We start from the raw sequence: 18,041 nt of genomic DNA, 5'->3' as shown, positions 1-18,041 counted from the left end.
AGTAGTAATAAGATGCCAAAACGTACTGATATTAAAAGCGTTCTAATTCTAGGTGCAGGTCCAATTGTAATCGGCCAAGCATGTGAATTTGACTACTCTGGTGCACAAGCGTGTAAAGCACTTCGTGAAGAAGGCTACCGCGTTATTCTTGTGAACTCTAACCCTGCAACAATCATGACTGACCCAGACATGGCTGATGCAACGTACATTGAACCAATTCATTGGGAAGTGGTTCGTAACATCATCGAAAAAGAGCGTCCAGATGCGGTATTACCAACAATGGGTGGTCAAACTGCATTAAACTGTGCGCTTGATTTAGAAAAACACGGTGTTCTTGCTGAATTCGGTGTTGAGATGATTGGTGCAACAGCTGATGCAATTGATAAGGCGGAAGACCGTTCTCGCTTCGATAAAGCAATGAAATCAATTGGTCTTGAATGTCCTCGCGCTGATACTGCAAAAACAATGGATGAAGCATATCAAGTTTTAGATATGGTTGGCTTCCCATGTATCATTCGTCCATCATTTACGATGGGTGGAACGGGCGGTGGTATCGCATACAACAAAGAAGAGTTCGAAGAAATTTGTCGTCGCGGTTTAGACCTTTCGCCAACTAACGAGCTTCTAATCGATGAATCATTAATCGGTTGGAAAGAGTACGAGATGGAAGTGGTTCGTGATAAGAACGACAACTGTATCATCGTATGTGCAATTGAAAACTTTGATGCGATGGGCATTCACACGGGTGACTCAATCACGGTAGCACCTGCGCAAACACTAACAGACAAAGAATACCAATTAATGCGTAATGCTTCTCTAGCTGTACTGCGTGAGATTGGTGTTGAAACGGGTGGTTCAAACGTTCAATTCGGTATTAACCCGAAAGATGGCCGTATGGTTATCATTGAAATGAACCCTCGTGTATCTCGTTCATCTGCTCTTGCTTCTAAAGCAACAGGTTTCCCAATTGCAAAAATTGCAGCGAAATTGGCTATTGGCTTTACGCTTGACGAGCTAATGAATGACATTACTGGTGGTGCAACGCCTGCGTCATTTGAACCAACAATCGACTACGTTGTTACTAAGATCCCTCGCTTTAACTTCGAAAAATTCGCAGGGGCTAACGATCGCTTAACAACACAGATGAAATCAGTTGGTGAAGTGATGGCTATCGGCCGTAATCAACAAGAATCTCTACAAAAAGCACTTCGTGGTCTAGAAGTAGGTGCGACTGGTTTTGATGAGATGGTTGATTTAGATGCTCCTGATGCATTAACAAAAATTCGTCATGAACTGAAAGATGCAGGTGCTGAGCGTATTTGGTATATCGCAGATGCGTTCCGTGCGGGTATGTCTGTTGATGGTGTGTTTAATCTAACGAATGTTGACCGTTGGTTCCTAGTTCAAATTGAAGATTTAGTAAAAGAAGAAGAAGCGGTTAAAGCGGGTGGTTTTGCTAACTTAACTGCAGATGCACTTCGTAAACTTAAGCGTAAAGGTTTTGCTGATGCGCGTCTTTCTAAACTATTAGGTGTGGGTGAAAGTGAAATTCGCCGTTTACGTGACCAGCATGATATACACCCTGTCTACAAGCGCGTAGATACGTGTGCTGCTGAGTTCTCATCAGATACGGCTTACATGTACTCATCTTATGATGAAGAGTGTGAAGCAAACCCAACAGACAAAGATAAGATCATGATCTTAGGTGGCGGTCCAAACCGTATCGGCCAAGGTATTGAGTTTGACTACTGTTGTGTACACGCCTCATTAGCACTTCGTGAAGATGGTTACGAAACTATCATGGTTAACTGTAACCCTGAGACTGTTTCTACGGATTACGATACGTCTGACCGTCTATACTTCGAACCAGTAACTCTGGAAGATGTACTAGCAATTGCTCGTGTTGAAAAACCAAAAGGTGTTATCGTTCAATACGGTGGTCAAACACCACTTAAACTGGCTCGTGCTCTTGAAGCAGCAGGTGTTCCAATCATTGGTACAAGCCCTGATGCTATCGACCGTGCTGAAGACCGTGAACGCTTCCAAGTTGCAGTAGACCGTCTAGAGCTTCTTCAACCAGAAAATGCAACGGTTACTACAATGGAACAGGCGATTGATAAATCAAAAGAAATCGGCTTCCCACTAGTTGTTCGCCCTTCTTATGTTCTTGGTGGTCGTGCGATGGAAATCGTATATGATGAGCAAGACTTACGTCGTTACTTCAATGAAGCTGTAAGTGTTTCAAATGAATCTCCAGTACTTCTTGATAGCTTCCTTGATGATGCTATAGAAGTGGATGTAGATGCGATTTGTGACGGTGAGCAAGTGGTTATCGGCGGTATCATGGAGCACATCGAACAAGCGGGTGTTCACTCTGGTGACTCAGCATGTTCTCTTCCTGCTTATACGTTAAGCGAAGAAATTCAAGATGTCATGCGTGATCAAGTTCGTAAGCTGGCATTCGAGCTAGGTGTTCGTGGCTTAATGAATACACAGTTTGCTGTTAAAGATAACAAAGTATATCTAATTGAAGTTAACCCACGAGCTGCTCGTACGGTTCCATTTGTATCTAAAGCAACTGGTGCACCATTAGCTAAGATTGCAGCGCGTGTAATGGCGGGTCAATCTCTAGAGTCTCAAGGTTTTACTAAAGAGATTATCCCACCATACTACTCAGTTAAAGAGGTGGTATTACCGTTTAACAAGTTCCCTGGTGTTGACCCACTGTTAGGCCCAGAAATGCGCTCAACGGGTGAAGTTATGGGTGTTGGTGCAACGTTTGCTGAAGCATTTGCTAAAGCTGAACTTGGCTGTAGCAAAGAATACCCAGAAGGTGGTCGTGCATTACTTTCTGTTCGTGAAGGTGATAAGAAACGTGTTGTAGATTTAGCAAAACATCTTGTTAAATTGGGTTACCAACTGGATGCAACTCACGGTACAGCGGTTATTCTTGGCGAAGCGGGTATTAACCCACGTCTAGTAAACAAGGTACACGAAGGCCGTCCTCACATTCTTGACCGTATCAAGAATGGTGAATACACCTACATCGTTAATACTGCAGCAGGTCGTCAAGCGATTGAAGATTCTAAAGTATTACGTCGTGGTGCACTAGCTGAGAAAGTAAACTACACAACAACGCTAAATGCAGCATTTGCTAGTTGTTTAGCGCATGAAGCGGATGACCGTAAAACGGTTAACTCTGTTCAAGAGCTACACGCTAAAGTGGCAGCTAAATACGCTTAATCGCGAAACAGGCTAAGTAACAATATTAGTTAAGTAATAATAAAAATCCCGAAGAATGAGAGTTCTTCGGGATTTTTTGGTTTATATCAAGATAACTAAACAGATTAGATTATTAATGGAATTAGTATTACTACTATTATTAGAAAACGCTACTCTTCTGATAAGTTAATTAATTCTTGATAAAAGCTTTTCTCAAAGGTATCTATTGGTCGCTCAACTGGTACCGCCCCTTCTTTTGCTGCAACTGGGTGATAATCTGCAACAAATTGAACGAACAGCTGAGGCTCTTTATTTTCTAAACCAACAAATCCTGCCATATTATAGCTACCAAACAGTGAACCACTCTTGGATTTCATGCTGCCTTTAATTGGCTCTTTACGCATGCTATTACGATACTTTAGGGTGCCATCAATACCAGAGGTTGGTAATAGCTCAATTAAACCTAGCTCTTTATCGTATTTATGAATGAATTGAAGAATGCTTTTCATTTGATTAGCGGTCATACGGTTATTACGTGATAAACCAGAACCATCAACCAACACCGCATTGCTTAAATCAATATTCGCTTGTTTTAGTAAGATATCTTTAATTGCCGCGGTGCCATTGGTGAAGCTACCCGGTTGCTGAAAGTTTAAATGACCTAACATCTTAGTTAAGTTATCCGCATAATGGTTATCAGACTTTTTGAGCATGTGATCTAACAATTCCATTAATGGTTTAGAATTATGTTTAGCTAATACGTTTAAGTTGGTTAATTCAGTCTTTGGTGCACCAAAGCGAATTTCACCATTAAGTTTAATATTATGTTCAGCAAGGATTTTAGATACGGTTCTTTTTGTGAAATCTCTTGTATCTTGCACCGCAAATTTCAACGGAAGAGGTTTATTGCGCTTAACTAAACAGCCGTTTAGCTCATAATGGTTACCTTGAGTGGTTAACTCTAAGTCGCAGAACGTCGATTTTTGTTCTTCTCTGCTCACACTTTTAGCATAGCTAGAAAAAGAAATAGGCTGATGAATAGGTACAAAGACTCGGGTACTGCCATCCTCATGAGTGGTGATCGAAGCTTGAACACAGTTTTCATCAATACTTAATGCGCTTGATGGTGCGCTATAACAGACGCCTAAAATATCCCAAGGCCAGCCGACAGCTCGCTCATACCCAGTAAAGATACTTCCATCGATCCATAAATCACCTTGGATAGTTTTTAGTTCACTATCATTAAATAATTCAGAAAGTTGTTTTCGTGACAGAGAAGGATCACCAGAGAAAGTCAAAACAACATCTTTATCATCTTTATATAATGTTGTTGTAAACGTGAATTCAGTTCCTAAAGCCAAACGAGCTGCCAATGCAGTGGCAATTTTTAAGGTACTTGCTGGTGGTAATAGTTCATCTTGCTTTTGTTGAAACTCTATCTTATTTGATTGTAGATTTTCGACAGTAATAGCGGCTCTGCTACCAGATGGGAGAGATGAAAGTGTCTCTTTGATATCAGCAATACTTGAAAAAGAAATAAGACTGAGTGCGATAAGGGAGTAACGAGAAAAAAACATGATGAACTCAATTTGAAAATAATGAGATATCTTAACGTCTGTTGATAATGATGTGTAATGAATTAGAAAAATTTCAGAAGGCGTCACAAATACAAAGCGCCCACCGAGGTGAGCGCTTTATTTAAGTAAGAGTTAAGACTGATTAGAAGTCGTAACGCATACCTAGAGCAACTTCGTCTTCTGCATTCTTAGAACCAACTTTATCAGAATCTAGTAAGTTTAGGTTGTAAGAGATGTAAGTACGGAAGTTAGCATTGAAGAAGTATGTAGCGTCAACTGCAAAGTTATCAGCAGTTAGACCATCTGCGTAATCAACGTGATCAACTTCAGCGTTGTTGTATGTCGCTGTGAATACAGTTTTACCCATAGTGTATGCACCAGCTAATTCAAAACCAGTGTAGTCTTCTGTATCGTTAAGACCGATAACATTATCTGATACTTCACCTGTAGTGAATGTACCTGCGAAGTAGAAATCGCCCATAGTCATCGAACCAGCAACCATTGCTTCATTTTGGTTTGCTTGGTCAGCGTAACCTGCACCCAGTTTAAAACCAGAGTCGCCGAATGCGTAGATACCAGAAGTAGAGAAACCGTCGTTGCTTTCTTTTCCTGCTACTGCGTCATCAAAGCGGTAGTTTGCTTTGAATGCGAAATCGCCAAATTGACCAACATAAGCAATTGCGTTGTCTTCACGATCAGCTACACCAATTTTCATTGCTGCTGAGTTACCGTGGTAAGCCATGATATCAGTGAAGTCAGTGATAACACCTAAAGCACCGTCGTTTTTACCGTAAGTTACTTCACCGAAGTTACCGCCGATACCAGCGTATGTGTAACGGTTCTCAAGTTGAGAACCTGCAACGCTACCCTTAGCATCGTTAGTTGTAAATTCACCTTCCCAGAAACCAACACCGTATAGGCCGTCAGAAATTTGAGTTGTACCTTTAAAGTTTAGACGGATACGAGTGTTATCTGTTGCATCACCATCTTTCATAGCTAGACGTGCTTCTGCACGGCCGCCCATTTCGATAGATTGTGCTTCGTCTTTATAAAGTTCTGCTGCGTTTACTGCACCAGCTGAAGTAATTGCTGCTACTGCTAGAGCTAATACTTTTTTGTTCATCATTATTCTAATTCCTATAAGGGTGGAGGAGATTAATTTCCATTTTAAATGAAACGAACTGTTTATAACTTCTTATGTCTAAGAATTATCATCAGTTACCTTCACTGTTTCAATAAGACTATTTTCATGTGTAAAGGCACAAAAAGGTTAGTAAAACAATCTAAAAAGTGCAATTGAACAGTGTTTTTTATTATTTTTGTGTGATGTTGATCGTTATTTTTCAGTTGGTTACGTAAATAGAGGAAAGTTTGTCTGATTTTTGCAGTAAATGTAAATTTATGTTTTTTTGATTTTTGTTTTGGATCTTTATGTGAGCATCTTCTCATTTTATTTAAATTTACATGGTTTAAATTGTTGATATTTAATATTTGAGACGGACTTCTTAATTTGCGTACTCGTCATTTTTGAAAACAATTCGTAGAAACAAACAATAGATAGGTGATAAAAAAACTTTCTTTGTTTAAACTAGAGGAAATTAATATTTAACAGAAACACTTAAGGTCTACGCTCAATAGTCTGTTTATTGAGAGCCTTTGGTGGGATTTTTATTTGCTGAATTTCTGATTTCAGCTTTAGAGGTATATAAATATGGATAAGGTACCAATGACGGTACGTGGCGAAAAGCTACTGCGTGATGAATTAGAAGTATTATTAAAGCGTCGTCCTTTGATTTCAAAAGCGATCGGTGAAGCTCGTGAGCTAGGTGATTTAAAAGAAAATGCTGAATATCACGCAGCACGTGAAGAACAAGGTATTTGTGAAGCACAGATCCGTGATATTGAATATAAGCTATCTGTAGCTCAGGTTATTGATGTAACTAAAATGACCAACACTGGTAAAGTTATTTTTGGTACAACAGTGACTTTAATTGATGTGAATACAGACGAAGAAGTGAAATACCAAATCGTTGCTGATGATGAAGCGAACATTAAAGAAGGTCGAATTTCTGTAAATTCACCGATTGCTCGTGGCTTGATTGGTAAAATGGAAGGGGATGAAGTAAACATTCAAACTCCTGGCGGTACGAAAGAGTTCGAGATTGACGCTGTAGATTACATTTAATATTTATTACTTGTATGAAACACAAAGGCCGCATAGTTAACTCTACTTTAAAGATAACTACTACGGCCTTTTTAATTTCTTTAGACTAAATGAAAGAAATTATTTTCTAGGAATTTCGATTTTACGATCTTCGCTAGGACGGTATAAAACAAGTGTTTTACCGATAACTTGAACTTTTTCAGCTTCTGTTTCACGGATAATTGCTTCAACAATCAGTTGTTTAGTATCACGGTCTTCAGAAGCGACTTTAACTTTAATTAACTCGTGATGATTAAGTGCAATTTCAATCTCAGCTACTACAGCTTCTGTTAGACCATTTGCACCCATCAATACAACGGGTTTTAGGTTGTGAGCAAGACCTTTAAGGTATTGCTTCTGTTTTGTGCTTAGGTTCATATATACCCGATTTTTTCTATATTAAGGGTTGAAAACAGCCTATTCTAACGCCATCTAAGCAGGAAGACTATTTTTTGTTGCAGTCTTCTAATTTTAATTAAGTATTTTTAGGTAATGCATGAGTAAGAATAAAGTTTCAGCGAGCTCTGGTCGCTGGTTAAAAGAACATTTTGATGATAAATACGTTCTTGAGGCTCAAAAAAGGGGTTATCGCTCTCGTGCTATTTTCAAAATTGAAGAAATTCAAAATAAAGACAAGCTTTTAAAATCTGGTATGACGGTAGTTGACCTTGGTGCAGCTCCAGGTGGTTGGTCACAATATGCAGTAGAGCAAGTTGGTGATGAAGGGCAAGTAATCGCTTGTGATATTTTACCAATGGATTCCATTGCTGGCGTAAGTTTTTTACAGGGGGACTTTAGGGAAGAAGCAGTATTGGATGCACTATTAGAACGAATTCAACCTGATATGGTTGATGTCGTAATGTCTGATATGGCGCCAAACATGAGTGGTAACTTAGCGGTAGATCAGCCTCGTGCTATGTACTTAGTTGAGTTAGCTTTGGATATGTGTCGTCAAGTTCTTGCACCAAATGGTAGCTTTACTGTAAAAGTATTCCAAGGCGAAGGCTTTGATCAGTACTTGCAAGAAGTGCGTAATATGTTCAAAGTAGTAAAAATCAGAAAGCCTGATTCATCACGTGCTCGTTCACGTGAAGTCTATATTGTAGCGACTGGTTACAAAGGATAAGTTTTACGTAGTAGATACAGAATATAAACTGTAGTACTCTGTCTTTCATCTATTTAGTTAACGCGGGGTTAACACCTTGAGTGACATGGCAAAAAATCTAATATTATGGCTGGTTATCGCTGTTGTTTTAATGTCGGTATTCCAGAGTTTTGGACCAGGTGATAGCTCTGGTCGTTCAATTGACTATACGACTTTTGTTAAAGAAGTTGGTAATAGTCAAGTACAAGAAGCAACCTTTAATAATCGCGAGATTAAGGTAATGAAGCGTGACGGCACTCGTTACGTAACATATATGCCAGTATTCCAAGATCCTAAGTTGCTTGATGACCTAATTAACCAAAATGTAATCGTTAAAGGTACACCACCAGAAGAGCAGAGCTTACTTGAGTCTATCTTCATCTCGTGGTTCCCAATGATTCTTCTTATTGGTGTTTGGATCTTCTTCATGCGTCAAATGCAAGGCGGCGGTGGCAAAGGAGCGATGTCCTTTGGTAAGAGCAAAGCCAAGATGATGACAGAAGAGCAAATCAAAACAACGTTTGATGATGTTGCTGGCTGTGATGAAGCAAAAGAAGACGTAAAAGAGTTAGTTGATTACTTACGTGAGCCAAGCCGTTTCCAAAAACTGGGTGGTAAAATTCCAACAGGTGTTTTATTGGTTGGTCCTCCAGGTACAGGTAAAACGTTAATTGCAAAAGCGATTGCCGGTGAAGCAAAAGTACCTTTCTTCTCAATTTCTGGTTCTGATTTTGTTGAGATGTTTGTTGGTGTTGGTGCGTCACGTGTTCGTGATATGTTTGAACAAGCGAAAAAATCATCACCTTGTATTATTTTCATTGATGAGATCGATGCTGTAGGTCGCCAACGTGGTGCAGGTGTTGGTGGTGGTAATGATGAGCGTGAGCAAACATTAAACCAAATGCTAGTTGAAATGGATGGCTTTGAAGGTAACGAAGGCATCATTGTTATTGCTGCGACAAACCGTCCTGACGTACTTGATGCAGCATTACTACGTCCAGGTCGTTTTGACCGCCAAGTTGTTGTGGGTCTACCTGACATCCGTGGTCGTGAGCAGATCCTTCAAGTTCATATGCGTAAAGTACCATTAGGTGCAGGCGTAGAACCGTCGTTAATTGCTCGTGGTACTCCAGGCTTCTCTGGTGCGGATCTAGCTAACTTAGTAAACGAAGCTGCTTTGTTTGCGGCGCGTGGAAATAAGCGTGTTGTTTCAATGGTTGAGTTTGAATTAGCGAAAGATAAAATCATGATGGGCGCAGAGCGTAAATCAATGGTTATGTCAGAAGAGACCAAAGAATCAACAGCATATCATGAAGCAGGTCACGCCATTGTTGGTCGTTTAGTTCCTGAGCATGATCCAGTATACAAAGTATCTATCATTCCACGTGGACGAGCGTTGGGTGTAACTATGTATCTACCAGAACAAGATCGTATCAGTATGAACCGTCAACATTTAGAATCGATGATTTCGAGTCTGTATGGTGGTCGTTTAGCTGAGGAATTGATTTACGGTGTTGATAAAGTATCAACTGGTGCGTCGAACGATATTGAACGTGCAACAGATATTGCTCGTAAAATGGTAACGCAATGGGGCTTCTCTGATGCTCTAGGTCCTCTACTGTATGCAGAAGATCAAGGCGACCCGTTCTCTGGTCACGGTGGTTCTCATCAATCTAAGCATGTTTCTCCAGAAACGCTTCAACTGATTGATGCTGAAATCCGTACTATCATTGACCGCAACTATGCTCGTGCAAGACAGATCCTTGAAGATAACATGGATATCATGCATGCAATGAAAGATGCGTTAATGAAGTTTGAAACCATTGATGCTGGTCAAATTGATGATCTTATGGATCGTAAAACTGACATTCGTGAGCCACAAGGTTGGGGAGATAATAACCCGCAGCCTCAAGCGAAGACTGAAACGCCAGTAGAAAAAGAAGAAACAGAATCAAAAGCAGAAGAGAAAGTTGAAGAAACAAAAGAACAACCAACTCCAACTGATGAAACAAAAAACGATTCTGAATCATCTGAAAAATAAGATGAAGTAAGATAAATTAAACCCCGAGTTATGCTCGGGGTTTTTGTATTTATTAAAGGTGTAGAGTAATGAAACTAATAAGCAAAAATAAATCCCTTTTATTAGATCGCTCTCATGTCATGGGCATACTGAACGTAACACCTGACTCTTTTTCGGATGGTGGCCAATTTACTCATCTGGATGCAGCACTTAAACAAGCTGAAAAAATGGTTAATGCTGGAGTGAGCTTTATTGATATTGGCGGCGAGTCAACGCGACCTGGCGCGCCAGAAGTGTCATTGCAACAAGAATTAGACCGTGTATTACCGATTATTGAAGCGGTTCATCAACGATTTGATACATGGATTTCAATCGACACCAGTAAAGCTATTGTGATGCAAGAGGCAGTAAAAGCAGGTGCTGATTTAATTAATGATGTTCGAGCACTACAAGAGCCAAATGCACTACAAGTAGCAGCAGAAGCCAATGTTCCAATTTGTTTGATGCACATGCAAGGTCAACCTAGAACCATGCAATCTAATCCTTCTTACCAAGACTTGTTTTCTGATATATCTGACTTTTTAAGTGAAAGAATCGATGCATGCCAATCGGTTGGTATCGCAAAAGATAAGTTAATTCTCGATCCTGGATTTGGTTTTGGTAAAACCTTAGCGCATAATTACCAGCTTCTTGCTGAGTTAGAGCGTTTTCACCAATTTGGTTTACCGCTTCTTGCTGGGATGTCGAGAAAATCGATGGTTTTTAAGTTACTAGATGTAGAGCCGAAAATGGCAGTATCTGGTAGCTTGGCTTGTGCAACGATTGCAGCTATGAAAGGGGCGCAAATTATTCGTGTTCATGATTTTGAACAAACGATGGATATCGTAAAGGTTTGCCAAGCAACTTTAGAACAATTTCCTCATTAAAGAATTGTTCAATTTAAATAAATTATTAAAAAAACATGGAGTACAACATGGCTGAACGTAAATATTTCGGAACCGATGGCGTTCGAGGATTAGTAGGGCAAGCACCTATCACACCTGATTTTGTTATGAAGCTTGGCTGGGCGGCAGGACAAGTTTTAGCTAAGCAAGGCACAAAAAAAGTCATTATTGGTAAAGATACACGTATTTCTGGTTATATGCTTGAATCAGCATTAGAAGCAGGTTTAGCAGCTGCTGGATTACAAGCTAAATTTACGGGTCCGATGCCAACTCCAGCTGTGGCTTACCTTACTCAGACATTTCGTGCAGAAGCAGGTATTGTGATTTCAGCTTCTCATAATCCATACTACGATAATGGCATTAAATTCTTCTCATCAGAAGGGACAAAACTTCCAGATGACGTTGAAATGGCGATTGAAGCAGAGCTTGATAAGCCAATGACATGTGTTGAATCTGCTTTACTTGGTAAAGCCTCTCGTCTTAATGATGCTGCAGGTCGTTACATTGAATTCTGTAAAAGTACCTTCCCTAAAGAGTTAAGTCTTGCTGGTTTAAAAATCGTTATCGATTGTGCAAATGGTGCAACGTATCATATTGCTCCGAATGTATTTAAAGAGCTAGGTGCAGAGATCATCACAATCGGTTGTGAGCCAAACGGAACCAATATTAATCATGAAGTAGGTGCTACTGATGTTCGTGCTCTTCAAGCTAAAGTTGTTGAAGAAAAAGCGGATTTTGGTGTGGCATTTGATGGCGATGGTGACCGTATCATCATGGTGGATGAGTTTGGTGAAAAAGTAGATGGCGACCAGATTGCGTACATCATTGCTCGTGACGCGCTACGTCGTGGTGAGTTAAAAGGTGGTGTGGTTGGTACATTGATGACAAATATGGGCATGGAGGTTGCGTTACGTAATCTTGGCATTCCATTTGTTCGTTCAGATGTTGGTGACCGCTATGTGATGGAAAAGCTTCTGGAAAACAATTGGTTAATTGGTGCTGAGAATTCAGGTCACGTTATCCTTTTAGATAAAGTAACGACGGGTGATGCGATTGTTGCAGCGCTTCAAGTTATTGCATCTATTGTTGGTAGTAAAATGTCATTAAAAGAATTGTGTGATGGCATGAGTATGTTCCCACAAATTTTAGTGAATGTTCGATTTGCGGGAGATAATGATCCTCTTGAGTCAGAAGCAGTAAAAGCCGCTCAAGCTGATGTGGAAGCTAAATTAGGTGATAATGGCCGCGTATTATTACGTAAGTCAGGTACAGAGCCTTTAATTCGCGTTATGGTTGAAGGTGAAGATGCGGAATTAGTGACACAGTATGCGCAACAAATCGCGGATGCAGTGAAAGAAAGCTGCTAATTTGAGCAATTAAATGAAATTGAACGTTTTTTGTTAATTTTAACTTGTCATAGTAGCCTAGTTTGGTTAATATCCTTCGGCCTCTTAATTGAGAGGGCGCTGGTGTTGCCAATAGGCTACCGGTACATTAATTAGATACATGGGTGACGGAATGCATACGATTCTACTTGTGATTTATCTGATTGCCGCAGTCGGTGTAATTGGCCTAGTATTGGTACAACACGGTAAAGGCGCAGATATGGGAGCTTCATTTGGGGCTGGGGCATCAAATACTGTATTTGGCTCTAGTGGCTCTGGAAACTTTTTAACCCGAATGACTGCAATTTGTGCAACAGTATTTTTTGTTATCAGTTTAGCGTTAGGCAACATGTCTACGCATAAATCTGAAGGTTTTGATCTTAAACTAGATCAACAAGCGACAGAGCAAGTAACTGATAACGCGAGCGACGTTCCTGCAACTGAAGACAGCGACGTTCCTCTTTAAAAGAATTTAGCCGAGATGGTGAAATTGGTAGACACGCTAGCATGAGGTGCTAGTGCCTTATGGTGTGAGGGTTCAAGTCCCTCTCTCGGCACCATATTCAGACGAGAATCTGATTCTTGTAATAAAAGCATAAAGAAACTATAATTTCTTTGTTCTTTTCGGACGCGGGATGGAGCAGCTTGGTAGCTCGTCGGGCTCATAACCCGAAGGTCGTCGGTTCAAATCCGGCTCCCGCAACCAATTACTTAAATAAGAGTTATTGCTATTATTTAAGTAAGTCACGCAAGTGGCATTCAGGGTCCAGCAGTATTAAACCCCGCAATTACGGGGTTTTTTGCTATCTGAAACAGACTGTTTTTTAAGAATTGGGCCTTGAGCCCTTTTTTTGTTTTCAGGGGATATCAATGACAGGATTAGAAAGACAACTAACAGAAATGCTTGAGGCTCCTGTTGGTGCTTTAGGTTATGAATTGGTTGGTTTAGAATTCGTACGTGCGGGTGAACACTCAACACTACGTGTATTCATCGACCATGAAAATGGCATCTTTGTGGAAGACTGTGCAGAAGCCAGTCGTCAAATCAGTGCAGTAATGGATGTAGAAGATCCAATTACAGTAGCATATAACCTAGAGGTTTCGTCTCCAGGTCTTGAACGTCCACTGTTTAAAGCAGCACATTATCAACAATTTGTTGGTCACGAGGTCAGCCTTGTATTAAAGATGCCGATGAATAACCGTCGTAAATGGAAAGGTGACATCCTTGAAGTTAACGGTGAGATTGTTACGGTTACAGTTGATGGTAACAATGAAGAATTTGCGTTAAGCAACATTTCAAAGGCGAACTTAGTTCCTAAATTTTAAGGCTTGAAGAGGCTAAAATGAACAAAGAAATCTTAGCTGTTGTAGAAGCAGTATCAAATGAAAAAGCTGTTCCTCGTGAGCGAATTTTTGAAGCATTAGAAATCGCGCTTGCAACAGCAACAAAGAAAAAATCTGAAATGGAAATTGAAGTACGTGTTGCGATCGATCGCAAAACTGGTGACTTCGAAACATTCCGTCGTTGGGTTGCAGTAGAAAACGTTGAAAACCCAACGCTTGAAATTTCTATTGAAGCAGCACAGTTTGAAGATGAAACTATCGAAGTTGGTGGTTACATTGAAGATGATATCGAGTCAGTAACATTTGACCGTATTACAACTCAAACAGCGAAACAAGTTATCGTACAAAAAGTACGTGAAGCTGAGCGTGCAATGATCGTTGAGCAGTTTATTGATAACGAAGGTGAGCTAATCACTGGTATCGTTAAAAAAGTAAACCGCGATGCAATCATCGTTGATCTTGGTAACAACGCTGAAGCGGTAATTTTACGTGAAGACCAACTTCCTCGTGAAAACTTCCGTCCAGGTGACCGTGTTCGTGGTCTGCTATATGCAGTTAAACCTGAAGCACGTGGTTTCCAATTATTCATGACACGTTCAAAAGGCGTAATGCTAACTGAATTGTTCCGCGTAGAAGTACCTGAAATTGGTGAAGAGCTAATTGAATTAAAAGGTGCAGCTCGTGATCCTGGTTCTCGTGCTAAGATCGCAGTTAAAACTAACGACAAACGTATTGATCCTGTTGGTGCGTGTGTTGGTATGCGTGGTGCACGTGTACAAGCTGTATCTGGTGAGCTTGGTGGTGAGCGTATTGATATCGTGCTTTGGGATGATAACCCTGCGCAATTTGTTATCAATGCAATGGCTCCAGCAGAAGTTGCCTCTATCATTGTTGATGAAGACAACAACACAATGGATATCGCTGTTGAAGCTGATAATCTAGCACAAGCAATTGGCCGTAGTGGTCAAAACGTACGTCTAGCATCTCAACTGACTGGTTGGGAACTAAACGTAATGACAGTTGCTGATCTTAACAAAAAGCACCAAGAAGAAGCGCAAGGTTCTATTGATGCATTCGTTAAGCATTTAGATATCGATGCAGACTTTGCTCAACTATTAGTTGAAGAAGGTTTCACAACTCTAGAAGAAATCGCTTACGTACCTGTAAATGAGCTTCTAGAAATTGAAGAGTTAGATGAAGATACTGTTGATGCTCTACGTACTCGTGCGAAAGAAGCGTTAACAACATTAGCTCTAGCTCAAGAAGAATCATTAGATGGTGTTGAGCCAGCTGAAGACCTACTTGCTCTTGAAGGCTTAGAGCGTGAGCTTGCTTTCAAACTTGCAGCTAAAGGTGTTATTACACTTGAAGACCTTGCAGACCAAGGTGTTGATGAACTGTCTGATATTGAAAATCTAACAGAAGAGCGTGCTGGTGAGTTAATCATGGCAGCTCGTAACATCTGTTGGTTTAGTGACGAAGAATAATAATAGCAAGCAAGGAGAAGCGGTATGACAAAGCTTACGGTAAAAGCACTTAGTGAAGAAATTGGAACTCCAGTTGACCGCTTACTTCAGCAATTTTCGGATGCTGGTATTAATAAAAAAGACGGAGACTCTGTTTCTGAAGGTGAAAAACAATCTTTGTTAGTACACTTAAAGAAAGAGCATGGTAGTGCTGATGATAGTGCATCGCCTACGCGTCTAACTCTTCAACGTAAAACTCGTAGCACATTAAGTGTTGCGGGTAGCGGCGGTAAAAGTAAAGATGTGCAAGTAGAAGTTCGTAAAAAACGTACTTATGTAAAAGCAAGCGCACTTGAAGAAGAGAAAAAAGCTGAGCAACTGAAAGCAGAAGCTGAAGAACAAGCCAAACGCGATGCAGAGGAAGCTGCAGTTCGCGAACTTGAACAAAAAGCACAACGTGAAGCGGAAGAGCAGGCAAAACGTGAAGCTGAGGCGGAAGCCAATGCAAAACGTGAAGCTGAAGAGAAAGCGAAACGTGCTGAAGCTGATAAGGCTAAAAAAGAAATGACTAAGAAAAACGAACAAGCGAAAAAAGAAGCTGAGGAGCTTAAAGCTCGTCAGGAACTAGAAGCGACTCGTAAAGCAGAAGCTGAAGCGGCAAAATTAGTAGAAGAAGCTCGTAAATTGGCTGAAGAAAATGAAGCTCGTTGGAAAGAAGAAGAGCAAAAGAAATCAGCTGCTGAAAAAGATGCAGATTACCATGTAACTACTTCTTCTCATGCACGTGAAGCTGAAGATGCAGCTGATCGTAAAGAAGAGCAACAACCTCGCCGTCGTAAGAAAAAAGCAAAACCTGCAGAAGCTGCTGCTCCTCGTGGTGGTCGTAACCAACGCGGTGGTCGTAATAAGAAAGCACAAGTTAACAAACCTACTTCAATGCAGCATGGCTTTGATAAGTCAGCGACAGTTGCTAAGCAAGACGTTGCTATCGGTGAAACAATCGTTGTTTCTGAACTAGCAAGCAAAATGTCTGTTAAAGCAACAGAAGTAATCAAAGTTATGATGAAGATGGGCGCTATGGCGACTATCAACCAAGTGATTGACCAAGAAACTGCACAACTTGTAGCAGAAGAAATGGGTCACAAAGTTATTCTTCGTAAAGAAAATGAATTAGAAGAAGCAGTACTATCTGATCGTGACAACAGCGCTGAAGCTGAAGGTCGCGCTCCAGTAGTAACTATCATGGGTCACGTTGACCATGGTAAAACTTCTACACTTGACTACATTCGTCGTGCACACGTTGCTGATGCTGAAGCAGGTGGTATTACACAACACATCGGTGCATACCACGTTGAAACTGACAACGGTATGATCACTTTCCTTGATACTCCTGGACACGCAGCGTTTACAGCTATGCGTGCTCGTGGTGCTCAAGCGACAGATATCGTTGTTCTTGTTGTTGCTGCAGATGATGGTGTTATGCCACAAACAATCGAAGCTATCCAACACGCAAAAGCGGCTGGTGTACCTCTGATTGTTGCTGTAAACAAGATCGATAAAGAAGGTGCTAACCCAGATAACGTTAAAAATGAGCTTGCTCAATATGATGTTATTCCTGAGGAATGGGGCGGAGAGAATATCTTTGTTCATATCTCAGCTAAGCAAGGTACCAACATTGACGGTCTTCTAGAAGCAATTCTTCTTCAGTCTGAAGTTCTAGAACTTACCGCTGTAAGAGAAGGCATGGCGTCAGGTGTTGTTGTTGAATCTCGCCTTGATAAAGGTCGCGGTCCTGTAGCAACAGTTCTTGTTCAATCAGGTACTCTTAACAAAGGCGATATCGTTCTTTGTGGTCAAGAATACGGCCGTGTTCGTGCTATGCGCGATGAAAACGGTAAAGATATTGAATCAGCTGGCCCATCTATCCCTGTTGAGATCCTTGGTCTTTCAGGTGTACCTGCATCAGGTGACGAAGCAACAGTAGTTCGTGATGAGCGTAAAGCACGTGAAGTTGCAAACTACCGTCAAGGTAAATTCCGTGATGTTAAACTAGCACGTCAACAAAAAGCTAAGCTTGAAAACATGTTTGCTAACATGGAAGCGGGTGAAGTTGCTGAGCTAAACGTAGTACTTAAAGCTGACGTTCAAGGTTCTGTTGAAGCGATTGCTGATTCACTACTTAAACTGTCTACTGACGAAGTTAAAGTTAACATCGTAGGTTCTGGTGTTGGTGGTATTACTGAAACTGATGCAACTCTTGCAGCAGCGTCTAATGCAATCATCCTTGGTTTCAACGTTCGTGCTGATGCAACGGCTCGTCGTACTGTTGAAAACGAAAACCTAGATCTTCGTTACTACTCAATTATCTACCAATTGATCGATGAAGTTAAAGCTGCAATGGGCGGTATGCTTGCTCCTGAGTTTAAACAAGAAATCATTGGTCTTGCTCAAGTTCGTGACGTATTTAAGTCGCCTAAACTTGGTGCAATCGCTGGTTGTATGGTTACTGAAGGTACGATTAAGCGTAGCAACCCAATTCGTGTTCTACGTGATAACGTAGTAATTTACGAAGGTGAGCTAGAGTCACTACGTCGCTTTAAAGATGACGTAGCTGAAGTTAAAAATGGTTACGAGTGTGGTATCGGCGTTAAGAACTACAACGACGTACGCGTTGGTGACCAAATCGAAGTATTCGAAATCGTTGAGATCAAACGTACTCTTGACTAATTGACTATA

The 18,041-nt window shown here is 40.7% G+C and carries 13 protein-coding genes and 2 tRNA genes; 12 read left to right on the top strand and 3 right to left on the bottom strand.

The annotated features are described in order from the left end of the window. Positions 1 to 12: 12 nt before the first annotated feature. Positions 13 to 3,243: a carbamoyl-phosphate synthase large subunit gene (gene carB, locus HC728_RS06865; protein WP_012533127.1), complete on the top strand. Its 3,231-nt coding sequence runs from the start codon at positions 13 to 15 to the stop codon at positions 3,241 to 3,243. Between the two features lie 149 nt (positions 3,244 to 3,392). Here carB and dacB read toward each other — a convergent pair whose 3' ends face one another. Together dacB and ompU are read right to left on the bottom strand one after the other, a co-directional pair. Beyond that, positions 3,393 to 4,799, bottom strand: coding sequence for a serine-type D-Ala-D-Ala carboxypeptidase (gene dacB, locus HC728_RS06860; RefSeq protein ID WP_065597936.1), 1,407 nt, complete (start codon positions 4,797 to 4,799; stop codon positions 3,393 to 3,395). 142 nt (positions 4,800 to 4,941) lie between these two features. Then, a complete protein-coding gene (gene ompU / locus HC728_RS06855) occupies positions 4,942 to 5,922 on the bottom strand; it encodes a porin OmpU (protein WP_175422693.1) in 981 nt (326 codons plus the stop codon). 588 nt (positions 5,923 to 6,510) lie between these two features. On the opposite strand from ompU, the gene greA reads away from it, so the two are divergent. After that, positions 6,511 to 6,984, top strand: a complete 474-nt coding sequence (gene greA, locus HC728_RS06850) for a transcription elongation factor GreA (protein ID WP_011261251.1) — start codon at positions 6,511 to 6,513, stop codon at positions 6,982 to 6,984. Between the two features lie 99 nt (positions 6,985 to 7,083). On the opposite strand, the gene yhbY is transcribed toward greA, so the two are convergent. After that, positions 7,084 to 7,380, bottom strand: coding sequence for a ribosome assembly RNA-binding protein YhbY (gene yhbY / locus HC728_RS06845; RefSeq protein ID WP_005417663.1), 297 nt, complete (start codon positions 7,378 to 7,380; stop codon positions 7,084 to 7,086). Positions 7,381 to 7,498: 118 nt separating this feature from the next. Between yhbY and rlmE the strand changes: the two genes are divergently transcribed. The 10 genes from rlmE (at position 7,499) to infB (ending at position 18,032) form a co-directional block, all read left to right on the top strand. Beyond that, positions 7,499 to 8,128, top strand: a complete 630-nt coding sequence (gene rlmE, locus HC728_RS06840) for a 23S rRNA (uridine(2552)-2'-O)-methyltransferase RlmE (RefSeq protein ID WP_005417666.1) — start codon at positions 7,499 to 7,501, stop codon at positions 8,126 to 8,128. Between the two features lie 85 nt (positions 8,129 to 8,213). Next, positions 8,214 to 10,187 (top strand): ATP-dependent zinc metalloprotease FtsH, encoded by a 1,974-nt coding sequence (ftsH, locus tag HC728_RS06835; RefSeq protein WP_012532957.1) that lies wholly within the window; start codon positions 8,214 to 8,216, stop codon positions 10,185 to 10,187. Between the two features lie 68 nt (positions 10,188 to 10,255). Next, positions 10,256 to 11,092, top strand: a complete 837-nt coding sequence (gene folP, locus HC728_RS06830) for a dihydropteroate synthase (RefSeq protein ID WP_017018304.1) — start codon at positions 10,256 to 10,258, stop codon at positions 11,090 to 11,092. Between the two features lie 47 nt (positions 11,093 to 11,139). After that, entirely contained in the window at positions 11,140 to 12,477 is a 1,338-nt protein-coding gene (gene glmM, locus HC728_RS06825; protein WP_012533775.1) for a phosphoglucosamine mutase, read from the top strand. Positions 12,478 to 12,628: 151 nt separating this feature from the next. After that, positions 12,629 to 12,961 carry a preprotein translocase subunit SecG gene (gene secG, locus HC728_RS06820; RefSeq protein WP_005417674.1) on the top strand — a complete coding sequence of 111 codons (333 nt, stop codon included), beginning with the start codon at positions 12,629 to 12,631 and terminating at the stop codon, positions 12,959 to 12,961. Between the two features lie 9 nt (positions 12,962 to 12,970). Further along, a tRNA-Leu gene (locus tag HC728_RS06815) sits at positions 12,971 to 13,055 on the top strand. 69 nt (positions 13,056 to 13,124) lie between these two features. Beyond that, a tRNA-Met gene (locus HC728_RS06810) sits at positions 13,125 to 13,201 on the top strand. 164 nt (positions 13,202 to 13,365) lie between these two features. Continuing rightward, entirely contained in the window at positions 13,366 to 13,821 is a 456-nt protein-coding gene (gene rimP / locus HC728_RS06805) for a ribosome maturation factor RimP (protein WP_005417676.1), read from the top strand. Positions 13,822 to 13,838: 17 nt separating this feature from the next. Further along, complete coding sequence (gene nusA / locus HC728_RS06800; RefSeq protein WP_005417678.1) at positions 13,839 to 15,326, top strand: transcription termination factor NusA; 1,488 nt, start codon at positions 13,839 to 13,841, stop codon at positions 15,324 to 15,326. A 24-nt stretch (positions 15,327 to 15,350) separates the two neighbouring features. After that, positions 15,351 to 18,032: a translation initiation factor IF-2 gene (gene infB, locus HC728_RS06795; RefSeq protein ID WP_005417679.1), complete on the top strand. Its 2,682-nt coding sequence runs from the start codon at positions 15,351 to 15,353 to the stop codon at positions 18,030 to 18,032. Positions 18,033 to 18,041 lie beyond the last annotated feature (9 nt).

The sequence above is a fragment of the Aliivibrio sp. S10_S31 genome, assembly GCF_014694495.1.
Taxonomy (GTDB): Bacteria; Pseudomonadota; Gammaproteobacteria; order Enterobacterales; family Vibrionaceae; genus Aliivibrio; species Aliivibrio fischeri.
The sequence above is the reverse complement of the archived record's forward strand: the minus strand, read 5'-3'. Positions and strand labels throughout refer to the sequence as shown.

Bases quoted from the DNA above. Each gene is read 5' to 3' on its own strand.
- carB (WP_012533127.1), top strand. From the start codon at position 13: ATGCCAAAACGTACTGATATTAAAAGCGTTCTAATTCTAGGTGCAGGT.
- dacB (WP_065597936.1), bottom strand. From the start codon at position 4,799: ATGTTTTTTTCTCGTTACTCCCTTATCGCACTCAGTCTTATTTCTTTT.
- ompU (WP_175422693.1), bottom strand. From the start codon at position 5,922: ATGAACAAAAAAGTATTAGCTCTAGCAGTAGCAGCAATTACTTCAGCT.
- greA (WP_011261251.1), top strand. From the start codon at position 6,511: ATGGATAAGGTACCAATGACGGTACGTGGCGAAAAGCTACTGCGTGAT.
- yhbY (WP_005417663.1), bottom strand. From the start codon at position 7,380: ATGAACCTAAGCACAAAACAGAAGCAATACCTTAAAGGTCTTGCTCAC.
- rlmE (WP_005417666.1), top strand. From the start codon at position 7,499: ATGAGTAAGAATAAAGTTTCAGCGAGCTCTGGTCGCTGGTTAAAAGAA.
- ftsH (WP_012532957.1), top strand. From the start codon at position 8,214: ATGGCAAAAAATCTAATATTATGGCTGGTTATCGCTGTTGTTTTAATG.
- folP (WP_017018304.1), top strand. From the start codon at position 10,256: ATGAAACTAATAAGCAAAAATAAATCCCTTTTATTAGATCGCTCTCAT.
- glmM (WP_012533775.1), top strand. From the start codon at position 11,140: ATGGCTGAACGTAAATATTTCGGAACCGATGGCGTTCGAGGATTAGTA.
- secG (WP_005417674.1), top strand. From the start codon at position 12,629: ATGCATACGATTCTACTTGTGATTTATCTGATTGCCGCAGTCGGTGTA.
- rimP (WP_005417676.1), top strand. From the start codon at position 13,366: ATGACAGGATTAGAAAGACAACTAACAGAAATGCTTGAGGCTCCTGTT.
- nusA (WP_005417678.1), top strand. From the start codon at position 13,839: ATGAACAAAGAAATCTTAGCTGTTGTAGAAGCAGTATCAAATGAAAAA.
- infB (WP_005417679.1), top strand. From the start codon at position 15,351: ATGACAAAGCTTACGGTAAAAGCACTTAGTGAAGAAATTGGAACTCCA.